We start from the raw sequence: 23,555 nt of genomic DNA, 5'->3' as shown, positions 1-23,555 counted from the left end.
CATGCGCAAGCCTTGGGGCTGGTGGCTGTTGTGCTTGATTCCTGCGCTGGCGACAGCGCAGGAGGAGCCCTTGCGCCTGGCTTTCGACGGTCAGTTGTTGCGAGTGAGCCAGACCCAGGTGCTGGATCGCCAGCCGTTGCCGGACGCGTTGACGGCACCGTTGGGCAGCCTGTGGAAGCTCTTCGTCTACGCCTGGCTGGTGGACACCGATGCCCGCGAGCCGGTCTATGAATGTCGCGGCGAATCGAAAGAAGAAGTCTATTGCTGCAATGCCGGGCAGAGCATCGGCCGTGATCAGGCGCTGGTGAAGTCCTGCGGCTTGTACTTCGAACCGCAACGGCTCGGGCTTTCGGCGCCGGACTGGCGAGATTACTGGCAAGCGCGCCGGGCGCCGAACTGGTTGCTGGACTTGCCGACCTTGCAGCCGCAAACCCAGGTACCCGTTGCAGAACTGCTCAAGGCGCTGGCCACGTTGCCGGCCCAGGATCAGGCCCGGCGGGTATTACTCGACGTGGTGCTCGGCGCTGCGGATGGGCGACTGGTCGGTCAGTTGGGCGGTCGCCTGCGGGTCAAGACCTGGAGCTGGCTGGGTGACCGGGGCCCAGCGTCGCGCCAGGGCGGTTTCGCCGGTTGGCTGGCCGATGGCACGCCCGTCTGGGCCGGCGGCCGCGGTACCAGCCAGCAGGTGCTGAAGAAGTATGGCGATGGCTTGGCCACGGCATTGCCGTCGCGCTGGCCGGCGGAAACCGGGCGTTGCGTGGAAGTAGGCCTGTTTGCCCGTTATCCGTTGCAGCGGGTCATGGCTGGCGACCGTCCTGCCACGCCGGGTCAGCTGCGCGGCGATTACCGTGTCGAGTTCACCAATGGCAACCAATTGGATATCCACAGCGACGGCGAGCTGTTCTTGCTGCCTGGCAAGCTGGTCGCGCGACTGGATCGGGAAGAATACGTCGCCCGGGTCCTGCAACGCGAAGCCAAGGCCGAACCGGTCGAAGCGGCCAAGGCATTGGCCGTGGCGATTCGCACCTACCTGCTGCAAAACGCCGGGCGCAATGGTGATTGCCTGAGCATCGATGACAGCAGTCACCGCCAGCGCGTCGCCCCGCGTCCGGCGGCGCCTGAAACCCGCGCGATTGCCGCGTGGACCACTGATCTGGTCCTGGCCGGCACTGACGTCACTTACCACTCCGATCAACCGGGCCCGGACAAATTGTCCTGGGCCCAAGCCGTTGAACAAGCCAACGGCGGCCAACGCTACGACGCCATCCTGCTGCATGCGTATCCGCGTGCCAGCCTCAGCCGCTGGGACAATCCGGTGGCGTCCTGCGAAGCGTTGCCCGCGGCCCAGGACTGGTTGCTGAAACAGCGCCGTGGCTGGCGCCAGCGCCTGGAAAGCGAAGTGGGCTACAACGAAATCAGCGCTTTCGCGGTCTGCCGCGTCGCCTTCGGCCGGCCGTATGTCGACCGCGAGCGCCAGCGCATCTACGTACGTGGCGTGCTGTCGCTGCAAGACCGCCTCGACCTCACACATGAATACCTGCACCTGGCCTTTGAGGCTCACCCCAACGGCCAGGACGAAACCTATATCGAAGGGCTCGCCCGTCACCTCTTGCTGGAATAGACCATGACACTCCGTTATCCACAGGTCTTGTTGTTGCTCTGTGCCTTGACCGCGTTGCCACCGGCCATGGCTGCCGACCCCATCAAGCTCGACACACCCGTCGGCGGCTGGCGCAGCGGTGCGCCGGGGGGCGAGGGCGAAAGCTTCAGCCAGACCGTCAACTACCCGGCCTCGTCGGTCAATACGCCCCCGGGCCAGGCCGACACCGCACGCATCAGCGGCCAGATCAAAGGCGCGCCCAAGGACAGCAACGCACCAGGACAATTGATCGTCAACGGCGTAAGCCTGCCGCTGAAAACAGATGAAGAAGGCCGTTTCGACCGACCGTTCTCATTCCCCAATGGCAGCAACAGCGTTGAAGTGCGCAGCGCCGATGGTCAGCAGCGCCACCGCACGCAGTTCCTCAACACCACCGGCGGCGCCACCCCGGCCAAGCTACGGGTCCTGCTGACTTGGGATAGCGACGGCACCGACCTCGACCTGCACCTGGTGACGCCCGATGGCGCCCACATCTGGTACGGCGACCGCGCCGTCGCCAACGGCGCCGCGCTCGACGTCGACGTCACCACCGGCTACGGCCCGGAAATCTTCGCCATGCCCGCGCCGATCAAAGGCCAGTACCTGGTGTACGTGAATTATTACGGCGGCGGCTACCGCAGTGACGAGGATGAGGAGGGCGACGGCGAGCAGGTGGAACAGGCGCAACAGGCCCTGACCACGGCGCAGGTGACGGTGATTACTGAAGAGGGCACACCGAGCGAGAAGATGGAAACGTTCGTGGTGCCGATGCGGGCGGTCGGGGAGCTGACGTTGATCAAGAGCTTCAGCTATCCGTGAGGGGACAGGAGGGGGGGCTGCTGCGCAGCCCAGCGGGAGCAAGCTCCCTCGCCACAAGGGATTCTGGGGTTGACGCCTGATTTGTGGACCCTCGGAAATCCTGTGGGAGCGAGCCTGCTCGCGAAGACGGCGGCACATTCAACATCAATGCAAGCTGACCCACCGATTCGCGAGCAGGCTCGCTCCCACAGGTGGCATCAGTGTGTTTGTGACGAAAAAATCTCACGCGTGAGCTATTGTGGGGTTTGGAAAGTACCTGTAGTGTCTCTCACGCGTGAGTTTTTCACAGTGGGGTCAATGCCATGCCAACCAGCTCTCCAGCAGATCCACCTGACGGCTCTGTGACCGAGTCAGTGAGCCGCACGGAAGATCGCGCCAAGCCCTCGGCGAAAAAACCGTCGAGCTTCTACATGAAGCAGATGCGCGCGGGCCTGAGTGCCGCAGGCTATGTAAAACACGAGACTTGGGTGCTTCCCGAAAATCGAGGCCTGCTCAAGCAAATGGAGAAACAGCTACGCCAACCGATTCTGGCTGGCTCATTCATGTCGGAGAATTACATGAGCGCAGGTAATAACTGGAACATCGACCGCCTCTACAGCGCCCTTCAGGCCCTGGACGAAGTGGTCGCTAACGACATCACCCTGAGCCTCGTCCAAGGCTCCGAATCCAGCATCAAGCTGGAAATGAATGACTTCGGCGGTTTGCCGATCTACATCGCCGTGGTCGGCGACCAGATCATCGTCGACACCGTCCTGGTGGATGTCGAGTCGATCAAGGATGTAGCGGCCTTCAACGACGCCGTGTTGCGCAGCCGGGAGATGTTTCCGCTGTCGTCCATCGGCATCGAGACCATGCCCAACGGCCAGGTCGTCTACAACATGTTCGGTGCGCTGAGTTCCGACTCCAGCCTCACCAACATCGTCACCGAGGTCAAAACCCTCGTTGACAATGTGCAGCGTGCCAGCGAAGCCTTCGACCGCTTCTTCAATTAATTCGCCAACAGGAACTATCCAATGACTCAGTCCATCTGGAGCAAGTTGTTCACCGCGCTGCGTGGCGGTGCCAATGAAGTCGGCGAATCGATCGTCGATCAACAGGCCCTGCGCATCCTCGACCAGGAAATTCGCGACGCCGACACCGCGCTGGCCAACGCCAAGCGCGAGCTGGTCACGATCATGGCCAAGCACAAGCTGGCGACCGATCGCGTCGGCGAATACAACGCCAAGATCAAGGACCTCGAAGCCAAGGCCCTGGCCGCGATCCAGGCCAACCGCGAGGATCTGGCATTGGAGGTGGCCGAAGCCATTTCGACCCTGACCAACGAACTGGACGCCGAGCAAAAGCACGCAACGGAATTTGGCGGTTACGCGGAAAACATGCGCAAGGACATCACCAAGGCCGAAAGCCGCATCAAAAGCCTGCGTCAGCAAGTGGACATGGCCAAGGCCCGGGAAAGCGTGCAAAAGGCCCAGGTCAGTGCCTCGATTGCCAGCGGCGGCGCCAATGGCAAGCTGGAAACAGCGGTCGGTACACTCAATCGCCTGCAAGCCAAGCAACAGCAGCGGGCCGCTGAACTGCAAGCCCAGGACGAATTGGCGGAGGCTTCGACCGGCTCCGACCTGGAGCGCAAGCTGCGTGACGCCGGCATCACGCCGAACGAAGGCAGCGCCAACGCGATCCTGGAACGCCTGAAGAAAAAATCGGCTGAGTGATCGGTACACGTTGTCCTGAGTGAACCCGTGGCGAGGGAGCTTGCTCCCGCTGGACTGCGCAGCAGTCCCATTCTTTGGGGGCCGCTTCGCGCCCCAGCGGGAGCAAGCTCCCTCGCCACAAGGACTGTGCTCGGCCTGCCTGCTCGTCGGATTTATTGTCGCCAAGGTACTTCTATCCAGGCCGCACAACAGGTTTAATGCTGTCCGGCCACTACGCTCGAGCACCCAGCTGCCCGAGCGATTATCTCGCCAGGAACGAAGCCCCACGGAGTCAGGGACGAAATGTCGATTTTCCTTCTGTTGCGCGCGTACGCTTCGTCGTTCTTCCATCGATTCGGCTGGGCCGGCCTGGCCATTGCGCTGGGTGTGCACCTGTCCACGGCCTGGATCGGCCTGGTGTTGCTGGGCGAGCAGCACCTTATCGCCGCCGCCACGTTCACCTACTTCTATCTCACCACCACGCTCACCGTCGGCTATGGCGATCTCGCGCCGCAGACTGCGGCGGGACGGGTGTTCGTGGCTACCTGGGTGATGCTCGGGGGCATTGCGCTGCTGACGGCAGCCATCGGCAAAACCACCAGCAGCGTCATCGATGTATGGAGAAAAGGCATGAAAGGCAAAGGCGATTTCACTGGCCAGGTCGGCCACACGGTTCTCATCGGGTGGGAGGGCGCCTCCAGCGAGCGGGTCATTGAATTATTGCTGCAGGACGAAACGTCCAATGACAACCTGATCGTCATCTGCGATTGCGACCTCGAAGAAAACCCCATGCCCGGCAAGGCCTCGTTCATCAAGGGCGACAGCCTGTCCTCGGTCGCCCTGTTGCAGCGCGCCGGCGTACCCGGCGCCGAGCGCGTGCTGGTGCGAACCCATTCCGACGACCTGACCCTGGCCACGGTGCTGGCGGTCAATCGGCTGGGGCCCGTCGGGCATGTGGTCGCCCACTTCAATGACAGCGAAATTGCCGCCCTCGCCAGCGCCTATGCGCCGAGCCTGGAATGCACCTCCAGCATGGCCATCGAAATGCTCGTGCGGGCCTCCCAGGATCCGGGCTCGTCAGTGGTCATCAACGAGTTGCTCTGTGTCGGCGAAGGCGCCACCCAATACCTGATGAAATTGCCCGATGCGTTTGAAGCGACGTTCGGCGACCTCTACGGCCGAATGAAAGAGCAGCACAACGCTACGCTGATCGGCTACCGCGCCAAGGGTGCCCGACACCCATCGATCAATCCGCCTGGCACCACGCGCATCGCGGGTGGAGAACTCTTCTACATCGCGTCCGCGCGGCTCAAGGAAATTGCCCATGGGGTGGTTTAAACAGTTGATGGGGCTTGAGGCCCCGAACGCGAACAAGACAGCCAGCCATGACTCGCCCGTCAGCGGTCCGCTGGGCCTGGCCTCCGGCAAGCAGGTCATGTTCGATGCCACGCTCAAGTTGTTGCTCGACGGCAACAGCACCGTGGTCATCCCCGGCTCCCAACAGATCTGGAGCCTGGGCATCGTCGACCTCGGGCAGTCGAACTGGCTGTCGCGCTGCTACATGAACGACGAAGACTACTGGCTGCAAGTTCACACCAGCGGCGACGTCGCCGGGCAGGTCGAGTCGGTGATCCTGTTCAATTACCTCAGCTACGTCACGATCAACAGCGAAGCGGAGTTGCGTCGGCTGGCTGGCCCGGAAAGCCTGATCGGCCTGCCGACCTACACCCACGACGGTGTCGAATACACCCGTGAATGGGGCTCCGAAGCTGGCCAGACAGAACTGGTGGCGTTGACCGAGCGCGTGAGCAATCCGCAAGAGTCCTACAGCGTCGAGCACCGCTCGATGCTGTACGCCCGCGACACCGGCCTGACCGATCGCCGGGAATTCCTGCTGTTCTCTGTCGAAGAGGACGCCGAAGGCACCGTCAGCCTGAGCACTTCGCTGGGTATTTCGCTGTACACCACTGACCTGAACACTCTTTGAATAAGGAAGAATTCCATGCTTGAAGCGCTCTCCATTTCCCTGAACAAGGCTGCCGTGTTCGGCTTCGTCCTGTACATCCTCGGCGCGGCCGTGCTGTTCGCGCTGTTTCAGTTCATCTACATCCATGTCACGCCGCACAAAGAGTTCGAGCTGATCCGCTCGGGCAACGTGGCCGCGGCGATCGCCCTGAGCGGTGCCCTGGTTGGTTTCGCCATTCCTGCGAGCAACGTGATCGCCTACTCGATCAGCCTGCTGGATTTCGTTGTCTGGGCGGTGATCGCCGCAGCCGTCCAGTTGCTGGCCTTCCTGGTGACTAGCCTGGTGCTCAAGGGCGCCTCCGCGCGTATCAAGAATGGTGAGATCGCCGCCGGTATTTACATCGCCGCCGTGGCCATCAGCGTCGGCATGCTGAACGCCGCATGCATGACGCCTTCCACGAACTGATTGCGCCACGGAGATCCCGATGAAACGAAGCAAGTACGTCCAGCTTTCGCTGGCTGCGTCGGTCGCCCTGGCGATATCCGGTTGCGGGCCAACGGAAAAAACCTACAAGTTGCAAAAGAAGTACAACTTCCAGTCCGTCCAGCAATGTGTCGATGAAAAGCTGCCGGTGGACATTTGCGCCGACGCTTACATGACCGCCATGGCCGAGCATCGTCGCATCGCGCCGACGTACGCCAGCCAGGCCGATTGCGATGCCGACTTCGTCCCCGATTGGTGCCAGCAGGACTCGTCTGGCCAGTTCATTCCCAGGCTGGGCGGTTTCGAGCTGAGCGCCGATGGCGAAGTCACCCAATCCCAGGTGGACGCCGCCAGGGCCCAATTGCCCGCTTCGGAAGCGAACGTCGGTGGTTCAGGCTTCGGCAACCTGCTGACGGGCATGCTGATCGGCAACATGTTGAGCAGCAACCGCAACAGCTATTACTCCGAGCCGGTCTACCGTTACCGCGATGATCGCGGCAGCTTCGGGTCCTCGACCCTCAGCCAGCGTGTCTCCAGGGGCTCGACTTTTACCAAGTCCAACCAGGCGCGGTACGGCAGCTACACCGACACCATCAAGACCAGCAAGCCGATGTCCGTTGCTTCCTCCACGTCTCGCGGTGGTTTCGGCAGCAGTTCCAGCGCCCGCAGCGGTTGGGGCGGATCGAGCAGCTCCGGCGGTTGAGGAACCAGCACCATGAAGAAGATCCAGTGCGCAGAACGTCCTGACTGGAAACAGACGGCCGAGCAGCTCGGCTTTCTGTTCCACACCATCGACGACGAGCCTTATTGGGACGAAAGCGCGTACTACCAGTTCACCCTCCAGCAGATCGAGGATGACCTGGAAGACCCGACGACCGAGATCCATGAGATGTGCATGGACCTCGTGGCCCGCGTGGTCCAGAGCGAAGAATTGCTGGAGCGCCTGAGCATTCCCGCGCCGTTCTTCGACCTGGTTCGCACTTCATGGCTTGAAGGCCACCCGCACCTGTACGGGCGTATGGATTTCTCCTACAACGGCAGCGGCCCCGCCAAGCTGCTGGAGCTCAACTACGACACGCCGACCAGCCTCTACGAAGCGGCGGCGTTCCAGTGGGGCTGGCTGGAGCAATGCATCGAGCGCGGCGTGCTGCCGGCCCATGCCGACCAGTTCAACAGCATCGATACCAAGCTGCACCAGGCCTTTGCCCAGTTGCAGCTCAAGGAACCGTTTTATTTCGCCTCGATGAAAGGTTCGGTGGAAGACAAGGGCACCACGGACTACTTGCGCCTGATTGCGGAAAAAGTCGGCATCGAATCGCGGCACATCGATATCGAAGACATCGGCCTCAACAGTGACGGGCGTTTCGTCGACCTGGAGGAGCGCTGGATTCCACACCTGTTCAAGCTGCACGCCTGGGAGTTCATCTTCCACGAGCCGTTTGGCGCTGCGATCGCCCAATGCGATACGCAGTTTTTCGAGCCGGCCTGGAAGTCGATCATTTCCAACAAGGGCATTCTGCCGCTGCTGTGGGAATTCAACAAAGGCCACCCGAACCTGCTCGCGGCCCACCTGGATACCGACACGAGCAAAGCCGTGCCCAAGGGCTGGGTGCGCAAGCCGTTCTTTTCCCGGGAAGGCGCCAACATCGAGCTGCAGACTGCTGACGGTTTGATCGTCAAGGAAGACGGCCCTTATACCGACGCACCGTTCATCCTCCAGGAATTCGCGCCATTGCCGCGCTTTGGCGACAGCTACACCCTGATCGGCTCCTGGGTCATCGGCGACCAGGCGGCCGGCATCGGCGTGCGCGAAGACAACAGCCTGATCACCAAGGATTCCAGCCGGTTCCTGCCGCATCTGATTCTCGACTGATTACCTGCACACAGCTTTTGGCCAAGCGTTGCACCCCTATGGGAGCGAGCTGCCACAGGGGTGTGCGGTATGTCAGTTATCTCAAGTCCACCAGTACCGAACCAGATGAAAGAAGATTGGTGCGGCGAAGCACACCGAATCCAAGCGGTCGAGCATGCCGCCGTGGCCTTCGATCATGTGCCCCCAATCCTTGACGCCTCGGTCGCGCTTGATCGCCGACATGACGATGCCGCCAGCAAACCCCAGCAGGTTGATCAGCAAGGCAATGAGGAACGACTGCCATGGGTTGAACGGGGTGATCCACCACAACGCGCCGCCAATCAGCGAGGCCAGGAAAATGCCACCGATAAAGCCCTCGACGGTTTTCGACGGTGACAGGTTCGGTGCGATCTTGTGCTTGCCGAACAACTTGCCGCACACGTACTGCAACACATCCGACAGTTGCACCACGATTACCAGATAGGCGATCAAGAGCAGGTTGCGCCCTTCGAAACCGGCAATGTCCAAGGTCAGCAACGCCGGTACAAAGGAGATGCAGAACACCGCGATCATCAAGCCCCACTGGACTTTGGAGGCGCGTTCCAGGAAGTGCGTGCTGTCGCCGCCAAGGGACGCGAGGATCGGCAGCAGCAGGAACACGTACACCGGAATGAAGATCGAAAACAGCCCGTACCAGTCGTAATAGATCAGCAAGTATTGCAGCGGCAGCGCCAGGTAGAACGCGGCCACCAAGGCTGGGTAATCGCTGCGCCGGGTGGGCGTCAGCGTGAGAAATTCCCGCAGCGCGTAGAACGACACGGCGTAGAACAACAGGATCACCGCCGCGTTGCCCAGCCAGAACGCGATGCCGATCACCAGCACCATGATCCACCAGGCATTGATCCGCGCATTGAGGTTCTCGATGACCGAGTTCGGTGCGCCTTTGGTCCGCAGCTTGAGTATGAAACCGACCAGCGAAGCCAGCAGCAGAATCGCGCCGATCCCGCCAAACAACATCAGGGTATATCGATCCATGTCAGACGTGCTCCGGGGCCAGCGCCAGCAGTGCGGCGCGGCTGCGTTCAAGGAATTGCTCTTTGCTTTCGCCTTCTTCGATGCACAGCGGCGCGCCGAAACTGGTGGTGCACAGCAGCGGTAAGGGCAATACGCGGCCCTTGGGCATGACGCGGTTGAGGTTGGCGATCCACACCGGGATCACCTCGACCTCGGGGTGGCTTTTCATCAGGTGGTAGATCCCGCTCTTGAACGGCAGCAGGCCTTCATCCGGGTTACGCGTGCCCTCGGGGAAGATGATCAGCGAGTCGCCGTTCTCCAGCGCATCGAGCATTGGCTGCAATGGGCTGTAGGAAGGGTCCTTGCGCTCGCGATCCACCAGCACGCCGTTGAACACCCGGTTGATGATGTAGCGGCGCATCGGGCTGGTTTGCCAATAGTCGGCGCCAGCGACGGGCCGAGTCAGTTTGCGCAGCGCCGGCGGTAGCGAGGCCCAGAGCAGCACGAAGTCGCCGTGGCTGCTGTGGTTGGCGAAATAGATCCGCTGCACCGGCGTGGGCGCGCAGCCGAGCCACAGGCTGCGAGCACCGGTGACCATCCGCGCGGCGGAGGTGATGAGGTTGGCGACCACGGGTTCGAACATGAGGATTCCTTGTCCTGAGAAACATAAATATCTGCACAACGCTTACTGGCCGGAATACATCACTGTGGCGAGGGGATAAATCCCCTCGCCACAAAGGCCATTCACTTGCTGTTTTTAAACACCCAGACCCGAGTAAACCAACCAGGGGCTCGCCAGTACGAAGCTCACCGTCAACAGCGCTTGCGTCGCCACCAGCCAGGCTTGGCGGCGAAGCAGGCGCATGGAACCGTGGCTGCGCTCGGGCCATGACCGCCCGCCACGCTCGACCGGTTGCAGGCCGAGGTTGGCGAGGGCGGCGTCCAGCGCCTGGGTGCGTTCGGTCAGCGGCTTGCCAGCATCCGCGACGATCTGAAACAGATCGGCATCAAAGGCCACGCGAAACGCCAGATATTTTTCCTGCAGGCCGAGGACGAACACGCCAAAGCTCAGCAACAGCAGCCATGGATCGATGCTGCCCACCAGCCATTGACCCAGGCCGATCAGCGCCGCCAGCAAGGTCAGGCCGGTGGAGAGCTGGTCCAGCGAGTGACCGCGGCGCAGCAGGCTCGCCACGGTGTGCAGTTCCATGTCACTGCTCATGACGACTCCCCGAACCTGTGGACATTTGTTCCAGCGCCTGGCGATGGGCCGGGTGCAATACGACACCCGGGCGCGCACGGCGGATCCGGGCGATGGCCGCCTCGACACTGTCGGCCCGACCGCTGTGCAGCAACCACGCCGCCACGACGGTGGCGCTACGCGAATAACCCAAGGCGCAGCAGACCAGTACCGGCCCGTGCTGGCGCAGTTGCTCAATCATCTGCGCCGCGTTCAGGCACTGCTCGGCGGTCGGTGCCGTCAGGTCGAGCACCGGCAAGCTGCGATAGGCGATTGCGGTGCTGTCCATCGACAACTCGGCGCAGAGGTCGAGCACGCCAGTAAACGGGCTGCTTTTAAGCGACGCCGAGGTAGGAATTCGTCCGAGCCAGACGCCATCTGCCACCTGGTCCGGCTGCGGATGTTTGCGCGTCCACACGCGGGAATTGATCCACGCCGCGGCCAGATAGGGCGCCAGCAACCAGCGCACCGCCGGGCTCAGCCGGCCATCTTCACGCTTCTGGAAGCCACTGGCGCCAAACGTCAGGTAATTCAACGCCACCATGAGCACCGCGACCGCCGGCCAGATCAGCCAGAGCCACGCGCCGCCGAAGGCGAACGCCAACGTGAAAAAGACTGCGGCGCCCACGCCATAACGCAAGGCCAGTCGCAGGCGCGCCGGGTCGCGCGTCAGGCGTGCACTTCGCAGTGGACTCGGTCGGTCCAGCGGCCACAGCCAGACGCACAACCAACCGGCCAACGCACCGGTGGGGACGTCGACAAAATGGTGTTGGTAAGTGGTCAGCACCGACACGCCAATCAAGGCGAACCAGCCGTGCATCAACCAGCGCCAGAAGCCTTGCAGGTGACGTTGGTAGCAGACCCAGAGCACCACCAGCAGCGCGATGTGCAGGGACGGCGCCTGGTTGAACGGCTTGTCGAAGCCGGCCAGCACGTCAAACATCCAGCCGAACACCCCGTCCATTTCCGGCCGGGGAAAGGTGAACGTCAGCGGCCAGAGCAGGAAGCAACTGACGGCAATCACCTGAGCCGTGAGCAGGCGCAGGGCGTGGCGCTTGAGTTCGTCGCGGCTGTTGGGCAGCAGCAGGGACAGGCCGTAGAGCAGGTCAATCGACCAGTACGGCACGATGGTCCAGGCCAGGAACGGCATGTGGCTTTCCCAAGCGAACACCAGCGTGCCGACATCGTCACGCTGGGACGTTACCCAGGTGGCGAAGCCGTAGGTGCTGAAGAACAGCGGTGCCAGCAACAGCAGCCAGAGCACCGCCGGTTTCAGCAGCGCGGGTTCGCGGACCGGAGCAATGACCGCGCTCATTACTGGACTCGCTGAGCCAGCGAAACGCTGAAGATGCCCCACTCATCGACCCGCAGGGTGATCTTGCGGAAACCCGCCGCCTCAACCAGTTGGTCCATTTCCGCTTGAGTGCGCCGACGCATCACCCAGGCCTGGCCAGCGCGGTGGCTGGTCAGGGCGCGGGCGATCAATTCCAGCTGCGGGTGCCACGGCTGGCCGGTGTAGACCAGGAAACCACCGGGCTCGACCGCTTCGGCCAGGCCGGCCAGAGAGCCCGCGACCATCTGGTTATCGGCGAACAACTCATACAGGCCCGACACCACGGCGAGGGTCGGCTTGGGTTCCAGGGCTGCGAGATCCTGACGGTCGAAGGCATCGCCTTTGACGAATCGAGCGATATCGCCCAAACCTTTTTCAACGATCAGCGCACTGCCGTCGCGCACGTTGATGTCGCTGTAGTCGCGCAGCAGGATCGACTCCGGCAACGGGCTGACGCCTTGCAGCGCCTCGAGAATGTAACGGCCGTGTCCGGCGGCGATGTCGACGATGCGCACTTCGCGGTCCTGCTCGCGCAATTTGCCCATCGCCAGGCGCAGCAATTCTTCGACGTGCAACTTGCGTTGGCGAATGCCACGCCAGCCGATGGAGTTCAGGTAGTTCTGGTCGATCATCTTGCCCAGCGCAGACGTGCCGGTGGGCCGGTTGCGATAGACGTAATCCAGGGTACTGCCGGAGTCGAATCCGGTGTCGAAGCCCAGCTTCACCCCGGCGGACAACTTGCTGCCAAAACGCATGCTGGCGCGGGTCATGCGCCAGTAAAGGTCGCGCAACGAGTTGTGGGGCAGCGGCGTGGCCAGGGTTTCGGCTTCGGCGCAGGTCACGCCCAGGCGATCGGCGTCCAGCAGGGAAGGGCGCTCCAGCGGTCGGGCAAAATTTTGCAGGATAAAACGTCGGGCACTGGCAATCGCCGGGGCGCGATTTTTCTCGCCGAGGGTGTCGTGGAAGAAACCCGGCAGGATGTGTTTTTCCTTGTGCAGGCTGCCCAGCCGCTCGAAGAACTGCTCCTGGGGTTTGCGATGCACCACGAAGTCGGAACCGGAGATCAACAGTTGCGTCGGCACCTGGATTGCCTGCGCGTCGGCGACAACCCGGTCGGCCGCTTCGTACAGACCCAGTAGCACATTCACCGAAATGGCCTTGGTGATCAGCGGATCGCTGTCGTAGGACGCCACCCGCTCCGGGTCATGACTGAGGAACTTCGCCTTGACGTAGCTGTTGACGAAAAAGTTGCCACGGAACTTGCGCATCAATGCCAGGCCCGGACGGGCAAACGGCACGTAGAGCTTGACCTTGAAGGCCGGCGACGCCAACACCAGCGAACGAATGCGCGGTGCGTAATCGTGGACCCAGGTGGATGCGATCACCGCACCGACGCTTTGCGCCACTACGGCGATGTTCTGTTCGTCGATCTGGTGCGTTGCGCCGATGTGGTCACAAAAGGTCTGCACATCCCGCGCGCTGGTGGCAAAACTCGGGCTGTCGCCGCGTTCGCCAGGCGACTGGCCGTGGCCGCGTGCGTCCCAGGCGAAAAACTCGAACCCGGGCAGATCCAGCTCATCCACCAGATGCGCGATGCGCCCGGAGTGTTCATGGCCGCGGTGAAACAACAACACAGCCTGACGGGGTTCACCCGTCGCGGCCTCGACAGCCGGCCAGTGCCGGTAGAACAACTCCACGCCATCGTGGGTGGTGAACGTCAGTTCCTGGGCTTCGCGCATTGCAACTTCCTTATGCTGAGGGAGCGTTTTCCGACACCTGGCTCAGGCCATGACGGACCCGATTGACCAAGGTATAAACCAGCAGGGCGGCAACCACCGCCATCACACCATCAACCCACAGCGCCCCAAGCCAACCCAGGGCAATACCGGTCGCGAGCACGCCGAACACAAAGGCGCGATCACTCTTGCCCATCGGCCCGTCATAACGCCGCGAAGCCCCGACCATCGCCCCCAGCACGCCGGCGTATTCGCTGAACAACGCCAACAGCGTGACCAACAACACGAGCAACAGGCTGGTATCGGCAAACAAGGCAAAAGGCAGGATCAAGGCAGCGTCGGCGATGATATCGCATAGCTCATTGAGGTACGCGCCCAGATTCGATTGCTGACCAAACTCCCGCGCCAGCATGCCATCCACCGCGTTCAAGGCCATGCGCAGGAACATCCACACAGGTACCAGGATAAAAACCCACGGATGACTGGCGAACCACGCAATTACCGCCCCCACCAACACCGACACAGCACCCGCCAGAAGCGTGACTTGGTTGGCGGTGACACCCTTGTTGTAAAGACGTTGGACGGTGGGGCGAAGCAAATTCTGGAAGGCGGGTTTGAGTTGATAAATGGAAGGCATTTGAAATGGGATCTCGGCCGGATTCGGGGCAGGGCTTGTGCAGATGCGAGATTACGATAGGTTGAGGCGTTGCAGGTGGGTATTTACTGGGAATGCGCGCGGGTAGGCATCTGCGCGGGTGTTTGCGCTGGAAAACCGACTACAAAAGGACTGCTGAAATGCTGCGAGTGGATTGGCTCATCAACCACATGGATAAGTGCAACCTGATGGCCGAGTGGCTTTATCGAGAGTTCAGCTATGAATTTGCGCAGCAGTCGCTCGCCAGTTGGCAGGAAGAGTTTGCAGCGGGGCAACGCGATGGCCGCTGGAAATGCCTGATCGCCCTGGAACACGACCAGTTGTTGGGCGGCGCCTCGCTGGCGGGAGACGATCTGCCTGAGCGCCCCGACCTCGGCCCTTGGCTGGCCTGCGTATTCACCAGCCCGAATGCCCGCCGCAGAGGGCTTGCGGCGCAGTTGATCGACGGCATCTGTAGCCATGCGAAAGAGGCAGGCTTCACCACCTTGTTCCTGCACACCCACAGCCAACGGGATTATTACGCCAGGCTGGGCTGGGAAGTGCTGGAGCGCTTCGAGGCTTGGGGCAAGGAGCAATGGCTCATGGCGCGGTGTTTATGATTTTTATAAGCCCTAGCCCCCAGCACGCAGCGGCCCTCCGACCGGGACGTACTCGACCGGGGCATCCCCGGGCAACGTTTCGATGGGGTCTTCGGTGTAGCCAAAGCCTTCCTCCTTCAGATTGATCGAATGCACGCTGTGCTCACGGGCGGTGTTGTCGGTGAGTTTGGTGAACAGGCGGTGATCGGCGGGTTGGGTGAAGCGATCGCCGGGGTGGAGTTGGGCGAAGGTTAGGGTGGGGTGGTTCATGGCTGGGCGCTCCGATTGATACGTGGTCTCTTTGGGATTGAGGGGCGCGTTGGGATTGGGTTCCGTTTTTGCACAGCACAACGCGATGATCGGCTTGGAGTGGGCATCTGGATTTAGGCGATCCCTTGTGGGAGCGAGCTTGCTCGCGATGGCGGTGTGTGAGCTGGAATCAAGTTAACTGATCTGGCGCTGGTGCCGGTAAGCGCACTTCTACAATTAGGCGGTATTTATATCTTGCCAAATCGGCTTTGCAGCTATAGTTAGGGCGGTAGCTAAAGTTGCTCCAAGCCTACGAGTGGTTCGGAGTGAGGGCTAGGCAAAATTTTCATAGGTGGACGGGATATAGGTTCAAGCCTTTGAAACTCAAATGTATGAAGCGGGGTGGATTCGAAGGGCAGTCAATCAAATCAATCATTACTTTTGTTCCATTTATATCAAGTATGGCTATTTTATCCTCGGCAATTGAGATTAGCCGAGCATTAAGGTTGACCACCTCCTTTTCCATTGACAAAGAATAAGATTCATTAACTTCTTTGGCATTTTCTCCATACACAAACTCATCGTTAATTTCTAGTTCGACTTCCCATTCCTCTCCTGCTTCTGGTATCCCGTCTTTCCAGGTAGCCGCTCCAGTACCAATAGCTGTCGAAAAGGTAATATGCACATGGCTGACGGTTTTTCTTACCGAATTTATTTTTATTTTAATTTTGTTATCGTTCCTTGAGGAAGTCGAACTACGGTGTTATCAACGTTCATTGCCGTTTCTTTCAAGTTCTATTTCTATCTTATGGGACTGCCTGCCTAAAATACAGACCAACACGCGGTCCTAGCTACTCTGCGTCCAAGATTTTTCTATATCTTTTGAAAACAGCCTCAGCGTGATCGTCGCCTGAGATAAGGTTCTCGTAGAAAAATTCATCAATAGCCCATTCAGGAAAAACCAGTTGAGTCTGATTTTCGCTATTGCTAGCTTCTTTGAAGTTAAGCTGCCAGTGGCTTGAGAGGGGGAAAGGGGACGGATTTATTAAAAAATAAATCCGTCCCCTTTTCCGGTCCCCTTTCCATGCGAGGTGGCTTCTGTGATTTTGCGTAAATTGTCCTGAGAATCTTTTATCCTATCTAAAGTTAGGGATGTCGATGTGGTAAAAACTACAATAAACGAGATTCAATCCACTTCTTGAAAAAAGCTTCTTGTTTGTCCGGGTCGCTAGCCAAGTTGCTATCGTCATAATCAAATATATAAACTATATTGTCGAGTGCTGGAGCGATACCCATGTTGAGTTCATATGCTTTTAACCCCAAAGACATCTGCGCTGACATGCCGGAGGGGTGAACATTCGTCTTAGAACCCTTACAGAAAAAAATCACATCCGGATTGTCTCGCCGAAGACTCGAAAAGCACTTATAAAAATTGCTGCCCACATAAGTTTTTTCAATGTGGCCTTCTGTGGTGAAAGTTATCGTAATTTTTTTTGAGTCGCACACAAGATGGGTTTTTTCTTTTGTTTTCCCTCTGGATATGTACACCTCTACTTTGGAAATCATTTCTTTATTTTCCTGTTGGGATTGGGTATGGAATAGCCAAACTCTTTTCCGTTTTCAAGTATCAAAGTGGCTCCGAGCACATCTTCATTTTTTATTCGGTCTGGAATTGCAATCTCTTCTTCCGCTCCGAATATGTATGCGGCCCCTAGCTCCTTTTTTAGATCGTGTCCCGGAATTTTTTGCAGTGTATATAAGTACCCTATTCTTGTATGATCATTGGTGGCAAATTTCTTTCCCACGTTTCTTGACGGGGACGTACTAATGTAATAGCTAGGAGGCCAATCACTATCTATAGAGTGCAGAAAAAGGTCCTTACTGTTACCTTTGCTTTTAAACCCATTTTCAAAAACATCTTCGGGATCTCGCGCGTCACCGCGATACAGAAAATCCTCTTCTTTTTTAGGAACAGGTAGCTTAGGTTCTGTTTGGCCAACCGAAACCTTCGCCGCCGGATCCTGCTCTCCAACCGCCGGCTTCTTACATCCATCTCCCGGACAATCGTCCAACCCCAACGGATCCACCCACCCCGTCGGGTTCAGGGTGTACCGATACCCATTGAGCCCACCCGCCAGCTTGCTCGGATCCGCTGTCAGGTACCGCCCCGTGTCCGGATTGTAGTAGCGATGTCGGTTGTAGTGCAGGCCGCTTTCCAGGTCGTGGTATTGGCCTTGGAAACGCAGCGGTTGGTTCAGTCGCTTGCCGGCGCCGTGGGCGAGTTTGGTGAGTTTGCCGTAGCCGGTGTAACGCGCCGCCCAGACGATTTCGCCCTGGTGGCTGGTCAGTTCCTGCGGTGTGCCGAGGTGGTCGTTGTGGTAGTAGAACGGCGTGGCGTTTTTTGGGCCTTGGCCTTCGAGCAGGGCGAGGGGGTGGAAGGTGCCGGGCTCGTAGACGTAGCTTTGATAATGGTGGTCGCTGCTTTCGGCGATGAGCTGGTCGCCTTGCCAGATGAATTCGGTGGTCTGGCCGTCCACGGTCTTTTCGATGCGTCGGCCGAAGGCGTCGTAGCGGTAAGACGTTTCGTTGCCGTCCGGGGTGGTGAGGCCGATCAGGCGGTGCTGGCTGTCGTAGCGGTATTCGGTGACCAGGCACTGGGCTTTGCCGCGGCGTTCGCGGACCAGGTTGCCGTAGGCGTCGTAGTCGTAGTGGCGGTCGCCCTCCATCAGCAGGCGGTTGCCCTTGAGGGTGGTCGGGCCGGGGCGGTCGTGCAGTAGCAGGTTGCCGGCCGGGTCGTGGGAAAAGTGCTCCGGGGGCTGGCTGTGGGCGTAGTCGATGCGCAGCAGGCGATCTTGCGGGTCGTAGTGGTAGGCGCGTCGGTTTCGGGTGTCGGACAGCGTGGCGAGGTTGCCGTTGGCGCTGTAGGAATAGTCGCGCCAGAACAGTTGCTTCTGCTGGGTCTGCCACACGGTCTGGGCCTTGAGACGGCCCTGTTCGTCGCAGTTGTAGTCGCTGAGCAGCAGGCCTTGCTGGCGCTGGCGTTCGCGGGTGCCGGTGAAGCGGTGCTCGGTCAGGCACTGGCCGTTGAGGTCGATGGCCAGCAGCGCGCCGCCGTAGAGGTGGCGGTAATTGAGGGTGCTGCGGTCGGGCAGGCGGCAGTAGGTCAGCCGGCCGGCCTCGTCGTAGCGATAGTGCAGGGTGGCCCAGCCCTGGTGTTCGGCGACGAGGCGGTCCTGGTTGTCGTATTCGTAGGCCAGCGGCCAGTGGCCGTCGTCGACGCTGACCAGCCGGCCGAGGGCGTCGTAGCGGTACTCGACCGGTTTGCCGTCGGGCAAGGTCTTGCGCAACAGGCGGCCGGCGCTGTCGCGCTGGTAAGCGGTGAGCCGCTGGCTGCCATCGGCACCGAACTCGGTCTTTTCCAGCAGGTGGCCGTTGAGGTCGTAGGCGTAGCCGGTGCGCTGGCCGTCGAAGCCGGTTTCCTGTCGGATCAATCCGTTGGGCGTGTAGGCCAGCTGATATTTTTCGCCGGATTCATTCTCGATTTCGGTGAGCAGCAGCCGCGCCGAGTCGTAGCGATACTTCAGTTCGCTGCCGTCGGGATTGAGCCGCCGGCTGATCAGGTGCAGGTCGTCGGCGTATTCGTAGCGGGTGATGCGCCCCAGTTCGTCGCGTTCGGCGGTGACCTTGCCGTAGGCGTTGTAGCTCCAGGCGCGGGTGGCGCCGGTGGGCAGGGTGGTTTGCAGCAGGCGGCCGACGGCATCCCACTGGTAGTGGGTAATCGCCCCATGTTCGTCCTTGCGGGTCAGCAGCCGCCCCAACGTGTCGTAGGAAAAACTCCGCTGGCTGTCGTCGGGCAGGGTTTCTTCGGTCAGCTGGCCCTGGCTATTGCGGACAAAATGATGGGTGCCGCCGTCCGGATAGCGGATCGAGAGCAGTTGCCCATGGGCGTCATAGGCGTATCGGGTGCTGTGACGATCCGGATCGATGGCCTCGACCACATCGCCCTGGGCATTGCGCCGGTAGGTCCACACGGCTTTGCCGCGCTGTCGGGCGTGCAGGAAACCGTTGCGGTATTCGTAGGACGTCGGCTCGCCTTCAGGCGGAATCAGCGCCACCAGCCGTCCGGCTTCGTCGTAGCGGTATTTGGTCACCGCGCCCAAAGGATCCTGCTCGGCGGTCAGCCGGCCCTGCTGGTCATAGGCCTTGAGCTGTTCGCCACCAGCGGGATCGACCTGGCGCACCAGCCGCGCCCGGTCGTCGTGGACGTACACCTCCTGGCTGCCGTCCAGATGCCGGACCGTGACGCTGCCGTCTTCGCCCCAGCTGTAGTGGCTGTCCATCTGCGCGAAGGACGCCCAGTGCCGCACGCAGCGCGCCGCTGGGCCGAGGCCTTGCCATTCCCAGTAAAAACTCGCGCCGCCGGCCAGTTGCCGCTGGAGGATGACGTGCTGGTCGTCGTAGTCGTAGCGCTCGCTTTCGCCGGCGGCATTGGTCGCCTCGATCAGTCGGAAACGGCCGTCGTAGCGGTAGGTCACCAGCGTCTGTTCGGTGCGCCAGGCTTCGTCCGGATGCTGTTGCGGGTCAAAGCTCTGATAGTCGATGGCGACCAGGTGGCGATGCTCGTAGCGCAACCGCAGGCCGCGCCGGGCGCCGTTGTCCAGGCGGCTGATGTCGCCGTAGATGTTGCGCTGGACGGTCAGGCGGTTGTCGTACCGATCGCTCAGCGCCGTCAGATGACCGTCGCGAAAGTGCAGGAAAGGGGCGTCTTCGCCGGGTTGGGCGATGATCAGTTCGTCCGGCTCGCGGCTCAGGTAGATCGCCGCGCGGGCCAGGCTGTTGTGGATCGCCGGGCGCTGAAGGCTGGGGCGAGGGAAGGTTGTGCGGCGGTTTTCCTGATCGATCCAGATCACCTGCTCACCCTCGATCACGAGGCGATGGGCCAGGCCATGGCTCCAGCCACGGCCGAGGCCGATGTCCAGCTCGGCGGCGCTGGTGCGGTAGAGGCGGGTGAAGATGAACGGCAAACGTCCGTCGAGGGTGCCGTCCTCCAGGGTCAGCAGTTCCTCACCGGTGACCATCGACACCGGGCAGCCGTCGGTGCGGGTCTGGGCGGCGCTGTCGGCGGGGTCGCCGTTGGGGTTTTTCGATGGGGTGGGGGCGTCGTCGTGGGGTTCGTACTTGCTCAGCCGTGCAGCTGCCTGGGACTTTTCCCGCACGATCGGAGCCGGATGTCTGACCGACAGCGGCGCGGAATCCCCAGTGGTGATCTGCAACGGCGTGACGGGCGCCGGCCCCACCGACGGCCCTCTGCCACCGATCACCAGCGGTTTCAGTACATCGGCGTGTTTGTCGAGGCTGCCGCCGCCGAGTTGGCCCAATCGCTGGCTGGATGCCTGCAACCACTCGCGGGCGCGTTCCGAGCGGACATGGCGCAACACTTTGCCGGTCAGGCGCAGACCCAGACCCAGGCCGCCAGTAAAACGCGCCAACAGAAAGTTGATCAGAATGGCGGCGCGTATTTCGCCCATGACTTCAGCCATGTACTGCGGCGGCAACATCCGCAGCCAACTGGTGAAGGCCGCCGTGTAGACCAAGAGCAACGGCTCGTCGCTCAAGATCATCAAGGCTTTGGCTATCGCCTCTGCCGGGGCTTTCAGCAGCTGCTCAAGCTCGAGCTCGGTGAGGTACTCCAGCAACTTTTCGCTATTGGCCTGCAGGTCCGCCAACAGATCGAAGACCTGCTTGATGTCGTCCCATAGCCCATGCAGCGCGTTTTCAAAGCCGCGCAACTGAGCCTGCTGCAATACGTCGACGCGCTTGAGGAAACTGCTTTCGGAAAATTCCTTCCACAGTGGTTGAAGCTCGTTCCACTCGGCTTTCAGCCAGCCTTCGAGCTCGACGATCACCTGCTGGTAGGACGCGTACAGTGCCGTGACGTGATCGGTCGTCAGATCAGGAAAAAAGGTGATGCGATAACGCCGACCGCGGTCGCATTCAGGTATTTCCAGGATGCCGCTGGGGCCGATGTCGTGACGGACTGCCTCGCCAAACGTTTCCTTCCCCGGCTCGCCGCCAAGGATTGGCTCCAGCATCATCGGCGTGTCGCCGATTGGCACGAAACGCGAGGCCTGGAACATATGCACGAGCGTCAACGGGCCCTGCGCCGGACACCGTGCCACCATAGAGCTGACCTGCTTGCCGCCAGTTCTTGCAGGCGCCAGCGCGACCTCGTCGCCCACCTTGAACGCCTGCTTGATGTCCAGCGTCCGGCCGGCCCAGAAATCTTCTGCCCAAGTGTCGTAGTCGCTCAGGCATTGGCGGAAATCCTCCAGCACCACCTCGACATCGGGACGGTCCGAGTCCATGACTGCCATCACCAGCGAACCAATGACGTTGCCCTGGGCAAGGATTTTCTCGTAGAAGGGCATGCAGGCATCTCGCGGCGCAGGGTAGACGCGAGACTTTGCCGGGGGCGGCAAAGGAAATAAGTCAGGAAAAGAAGCAGCGCGTGTAGGGCGTTTCTTTAATTGCCGCTACGTTGTCGGGGGCAAGCCGAAGCGCTGAAATGGAGGCGACTCACCCTAGGGTGTTTATCAGGCTCGTGGGATCTGGAAGGGGGCCGACGCAGCCTTGCGCCTTTGCCTACGAATACGCCAGAATCGGCCGGCTTGTGCGGCTTGGGGTTGGTCGGTAGCTTGGGTCCTGTCACTGCTCATCAGTGATCGGGTTTAGTCGCCCGTCTCAACCTAAGGCGTACCAAGTCCCCGTCGGACAGGCTTTGCTGTTCCTGTAATGATGGTGGCTGTGCGCAGGGCGCCCCCGGGCGCGCCGGGATTCTTAGGTTCACCGGTCGACTAACCTGCGCACAGCTGCCGCCCTCTCGTTTAGTCGCGAGGTGGTTGCAGCGTCACTTACAGGAACCTAAGTCAATGGCCAAAATCACACCGAACTCCCCAGCTACAGAGGGACATGAGTCTCGCGCTCAGTCTGCTCGCAACAAGAAAATCGATGATGAAACGTCCGATAAGCCCGACGCCTTATTTACCGTCGCACCTGATGTGGATATGGAGTGCCTGCTCGCTAACCTGAGCGAAAGCCTGGCTTCTGCCAATGCGATGATCAATGATCTGGCGTTCGACCTGGAAGGCTCGCGACGGCATGTCGCGTTGGGGATCTTGCAGTTGATTGAGCTAAGTGAGTTGTTGGCTAATCGGGCATTGGATGTTGTTGAGATGAGGTAGGAGGACGAGTCACTCGTCCTTTGAAAGAAAAAGGTCTTGCTCAGCAAGGCCTTTTTTGTGTCGTCGGAAGCAGCGGTCAATCCTCCACGAAGTAATCGCTATCCAAATGCTTCACTTCGTAAACCTGTTTGACGTTGCAGCCCAGATTGTTTTCGACCATCAGCCGCGCCAGCTCCAACCCATCGATCAACACCACTTTGATATCCAGGCTCATGGCGGCTTCGCGGGCTCCGCTGGAAAAGTCCGAAGTGGTAATGAACACCCCCTTGCGGGCGCGTTGGCGGGTGAGGGCTCCGATGAACTTGTCGATTTCCGGGCGGTGTACGGTGTTGGTCCAACGCTTGGCTTGGAGGTAGATGACGTCCAGACCGAGCTTGTCTTCCTTGATGATGCCGTCTATGCCGTCGTCGTTGGTTTGTTGCGTCGCGCGTCCTGCTTCCTTGCGTGAACCGCCATAACCCATGGCGATCATCAGGTCGACTACCAGTTGCTCGAAAAAAGTTGGCGAAGCGGCACGTACCAGGGCCAGCAGTTCATCCGCCAATGATTGCGTTAATGCCTGGTGTGCTGAGGCCAATTGCTCGTCGGGAGTAGCTTGTTCGACGGGTTCGCTCTGCAAGGTGAACGCTGGATCATCGGCGGGACTGGTGGTATGGAACGCGGCGAATTCAGGGTATTGCTTGAGCCACCTAACGGTAATACGTGCCGGCCCGCTGTTCAGCGCCTCACGACCGCGTTCAGTGATCTGCACCAATCCCTTGGACGGAATGCTCAGCAGCCCCGCCTTATTCAGATAGGTACGCGCCCAACCGACTCGATTGTTGATCACCGTTTGCTTGCCGGAAGGTAGGCGTTCGCTGCGCTCCTCCTCGCTGAGCTGAAACTCGTTAGCGATGCGCTCGCGAAGTTCGCTCAGGGCTAGCGGAGTATTGTCGGCGACGGTGGCCAGTATCGGTCGCATGACGCTTTGGAAATCAGGGATGGGCATAGATAACTTCCTGTTCAGTTGCCGGGGTGTATTAAAGCAGGTGCGGATCCTGGTTGTCGTGCGCCCAGACC

General features: G+C 60.4%; 22 protein-coding genes. 11 read left to right on the top strand and 11 right to left on the bottom strand.

Annotated features, from left to right (window positions below):
* Nucleotide 1: 1 nt before the first annotated feature.
* The 9 genes from J3P91_RS24185 to J3P91_RS24145 all read left to right on the top strand — a co-directional run bounded on the left by J3P91_RS24185 (nt 2) and on the right by J3P91_RS24145 (nt 8,471).
* On the top strand, nt 2-1,621 hold the full coding sequence (locus J3P91_RS24185) for a DUF2300 domain-containing protein (RefSeq protein ID WP_434601952.1): 1,620 nt from the start codon (nt 2-4) through the stop codon (nt 1,619-1,621).
* Nucleotides 1,622-1,624: 3 nt separating this feature from the next.
* Nucleotides 1,625-2,458, top strand: coding sequence for a YfaP family protein (locus J3P91_RS24180; RefSeq protein ID WP_434601950.1), 834 nt, complete (start codon nt 1,625-1,627; stop codon nt 2,456-2,458).
* A gap of 410 nt (nt 2,459-2,868) precedes the next feature.
* Nucleotides 2,869-3,450, top strand: coding sequence for a YjfI family protein (locus J3P91_RS24175; protein WP_434571551.1), 582 nt, complete (start codon nt 2,869-2,871; stop codon nt 3,448-3,450).
* A gap of 21 nt (nt 3,451-3,471) precedes the next feature.
* Nucleotides 3,472-4,170, top strand: coding sequence for a PspA/IM30 family protein (locus J3P91_RS24170; RefSeq protein WP_434601949.1), 699 nt, complete (start codon nt 3,472-3,474; stop codon nt 4,168-4,170).
* 282 nt (nt 4,171-4,452) lie between these two features.
* Complete coding sequence (locus J3P91_RS24165; RefSeq protein WP_434571554.1) at nt 4,453-5,487, top strand: ion channel; 1,035 nt, start codon at nt 4,453-4,455, stop codon at nt 5,485-5,487.
* Nucleotides 5,474-6,136, top strand: coding sequence for a DUF2491 family protein (locus J3P91_RS24160; protein WP_434601948.1), 663 nt, complete (start codon nt 5,474-5,476; stop codon nt 6,134-6,136). The genes J3P91_RS24165 and J3P91_RS24160 overlap by 14 nt, the downstream gene beginning before the upstream one ends.
* Nucleotides 6,137-6,151: 15 nt before the next feature.
* A complete protein-coding gene (locus tag J3P91_RS24155) occupies nt 6,152-6,580 on the top strand; it encodes a DUF350 domain-containing protein (protein ID WP_434571556.1) in 429 nt (142 codons plus the stop codon).
* 19 nt (nt 6,581-6,599) lie between these two features.
* The gene (locus J3P91_RS24150) at nt 6,600-7,301 is read left to right on the top strand and encodes a DUF1190 domain-containing protein (protein WP_434601947.1); all 702 of its coding nucleotides are present in this window, start codon (nt 6,600-6,602) and stop codon (nt 7,299-7,301) included.
* A 12-nt stretch (nt 7,302-7,313) separates the two neighbouring features.
* The gene (locus tag J3P91_RS24145) at nt 7,314-8,471 is read left to right on the top strand and encodes a glutathionylspermidine synthase family protein (RefSeq protein ID WP_434601946.1); all 1,158 of its coding nucleotides are present in this window, start codon (nt 7,314-7,316) and stop codon (nt 8,469-8,471) included.
* Between the two features lie 81 nt (nt 8,472-8,552).
* Here J3P91_RS24145 and J3P91_RS24140 read toward each other — a convergent pair whose 3' ends face one another.
* The 6 genes from J3P91_RS24140 to J3P91_RS24115 form a co-directional block, all read right to left on the bottom strand.
* Nucleotides 8,553-9,485: a phosphatidate cytidylyltransferase gene (locus J3P91_RS24140; protein ID WP_434601945.1), complete on the bottom strand. Its 933-nt coding sequence runs from the start codon at nt 9,483-9,485 to the stop codon at nt 8,553-8,555.
* Between the two features lies 1 nt (nt 9,486).
* Nucleotides 9,487-10,107 (bottom strand): lysophospholipid acyltransferase family protein, encoded by a 621-nt coding sequence (locus tag J3P91_RS24135; RefSeq protein ID WP_434571559.1) that lies wholly within the window; start codon nt 10,105-10,107, stop codon nt 9,487-9,489.
* A 114-nt stretch (nt 10,108-10,221) separates the two neighbouring features.
* On the bottom strand, nt 10,222-10,686 hold the full coding sequence (locus tag J3P91_RS24130) for a hypothetical protein (RefSeq protein ID WP_434571561.1): 465 nt from the start codon (nt 10,684-10,686) through the stop codon (nt 10,222-10,224).
* Complete coding sequence (locus J3P91_RS24125) at nt 10,676-12,019, bottom strand: phosphatase PAP2/dual specificity phosphatase family protein (protein WP_434601944.1); 1,344 nt, start codon at nt 12,017-12,019, stop codon at nt 10,676-10,678. Before J3P91_RS24125 ends, J3P91_RS24130 begins: the two co-directional genes overlap by 11 nt.
* Complete coding sequence (locus J3P91_RS24120) at nt 12,019-13,776, bottom strand: bifunctional alpha/beta hydrolase/class I SAM-dependent methyltransferase (RefSeq protein WP_434601943.1); 1,758 nt, start codon at nt 13,774-13,776, stop codon at nt 12,019-12,021. Before J3P91_RS24120 ends, J3P91_RS24125 begins: the two co-directional genes overlap by 1 nt.
* Before the next feature lie 10 nt (nt 13,777-13,786).
* Complete coding sequence (locus J3P91_RS24115) at nt 13,787-14,410, bottom strand: CDP-alcohol phosphatidyltransferase family protein (protein ID WP_434571567.1); 624 nt, start codon at nt 14,408-14,410, stop codon at nt 13,787-13,789.
* A 158-nt stretch (nt 14,411-14,568) separates the two neighbouring features.
* Here J3P91_RS24115 and J3P91_RS24110 point away from each other — a divergent pair, with 158 nt between their 5' ends.
* Nucleotides 14,569-15,027 (top strand): GNAT family N-acetyltransferase, encoded by a 459-nt coding sequence (locus tag J3P91_RS24110; protein ID WP_434601942.1) that lies wholly within the window; start codon nt 14,569-14,571, stop codon nt 15,025-15,027.
* 12 nt (nt 15,028-15,039) lie between these two features.
* On the opposite strand, the gene J3P91_RS24105 is transcribed toward J3P91_RS24110, so the two are convergent.
* From J3P91_RS24105 to J3P91_RS24090, 4 genes are all read right to left on the bottom strand, one after another.
* Nucleotides 15,040-15,276 carry a hypothetical protein gene (locus tag J3P91_RS24105; protein WP_434601941.1) on the bottom strand — a complete coding sequence of 79 codons (237 nt, stop codon included), beginning with the start codon at nt 15,274-15,276 and terminating at the stop codon, nt 15,040-15,042.
* A gap of 325 nt (nt 15,277-15,601) precedes the next feature.
* A complete protein-coding gene (locus J3P91_RS24100) occupies nt 15,602-15,940 on the bottom strand; it encodes a hypothetical protein (protein WP_434601940.1) in 339 nt (112 codons plus the stop codon).
* Nucleotides 15,941-16,425: 485 nt separating this feature from the next.
* The gene (locus J3P91_RS24095) at nt 16,426-16,821 is read right to left on the bottom strand and encodes a hypothetical protein (RefSeq protein WP_434601939.1); all 396 of its coding nucleotides are present in this window, start codon (nt 16,819-16,821) and stop codon (nt 16,426-16,428) included.
* Nucleotides 16,818-21,683, bottom strand: a complete 4,866-nt coding sequence (locus J3P91_RS24090; RefSeq protein ID WP_434601938.1) for an RHS repeat-associated core domain-containing protein — start codon at nt 21,681-21,683, stop codon at nt 16,818-16,820. The genes J3P91_RS24095 and J3P91_RS24090 overlap by 4 nt, the downstream gene beginning before the upstream one ends.
* A gap of 501 nt (nt 21,684-22,184) precedes the next feature.
* Between J3P91_RS24090 and J3P91_RS24085 the strand changes: the two genes are divergently transcribed.
* On the top strand, nt 22,185-22,496 hold the full coding sequence (locus tag J3P91_RS24085) for a DUF6124 family protein (protein WP_434601937.1): 312 nt from the start codon (nt 22,185-22,187) through the stop codon (nt 22,494-22,496).
* 76 nt (nt 22,497-22,572) lie between these two features.
* On the opposite strand, the gene J3P91_RS24080 is transcribed toward J3P91_RS24085, so the two are convergent.
* Nucleotides 22,573-23,484, bottom strand: a complete 912-nt coding sequence (locus J3P91_RS24080) for a restriction endonuclease (protein ID WP_434601936.1) — start codon at nt 23,482-23,484, stop codon at nt 22,573-22,575.
* Nucleotides 23,485-23,555: the final 71 nt, after the last annotated feature.

Source organism: Pseudomonas sp. Z4-7 (genome assembly GCF_051131965.1).
GTDB lineage: Bacteria > Pseudomonadota > Gammaproteobacteria > Pseudomonadales > Pseudomonadaceae > Aquipseudomonas.
This window is presented reverse-complemented; position numbering and strand designations above follow the sequence as displayed.